1 protein-coding gene is annotated in these 236 nt (G+C 56.8%); it reads right to left on the bottom strand.

Features of this window, described 5'->3' with window-relative positions; genetic code table 11:
- The coding region (locus A3714_RS17675) for an FAD-binding protein (RefSeq protein WP_156493817.1) at positions 1 to 150 on the bottom strand (150 nt) is incomplete at its 3' end.
- Positions 151 to 236 lie beyond the last annotated feature (86 nt).

Raw genomic sequence — 236 nt, 5'->3', positions numbered from 1 at the left:
GACGCCGCCCTGGGCGTAATAGGTGCTGGCGCTGGTCAGCTCGCCTTTGGACAACAGGGCGATCCGGCAATCATCGGGCAGGCGCAGGGCGGTGGTTAATCCTGCCGCTCCGGAACCAATGATGAGTACATCGTGTCGGAAGGTGGCCATGAACAATCCTTAGAACGCCCGAACAAATGTTCAAGCAATGTGAAATGGGTATGCAAAACAGCCCCATAGTATAGCCGGGACCCTCA

Origin of the sequence: Alcanivorax sp. HI0007 (genome assembly GCF_001635525.1) — a bacterium.
Taxonomy (GTDB): Bacteria; Pseudomonadota; Gammaproteobacteria; order Pseudomonadales; family Alcanivoracaceae; genus Alcanivorax.
This window is presented reverse-complemented; position numbering and strand designations above follow the sequence as displayed.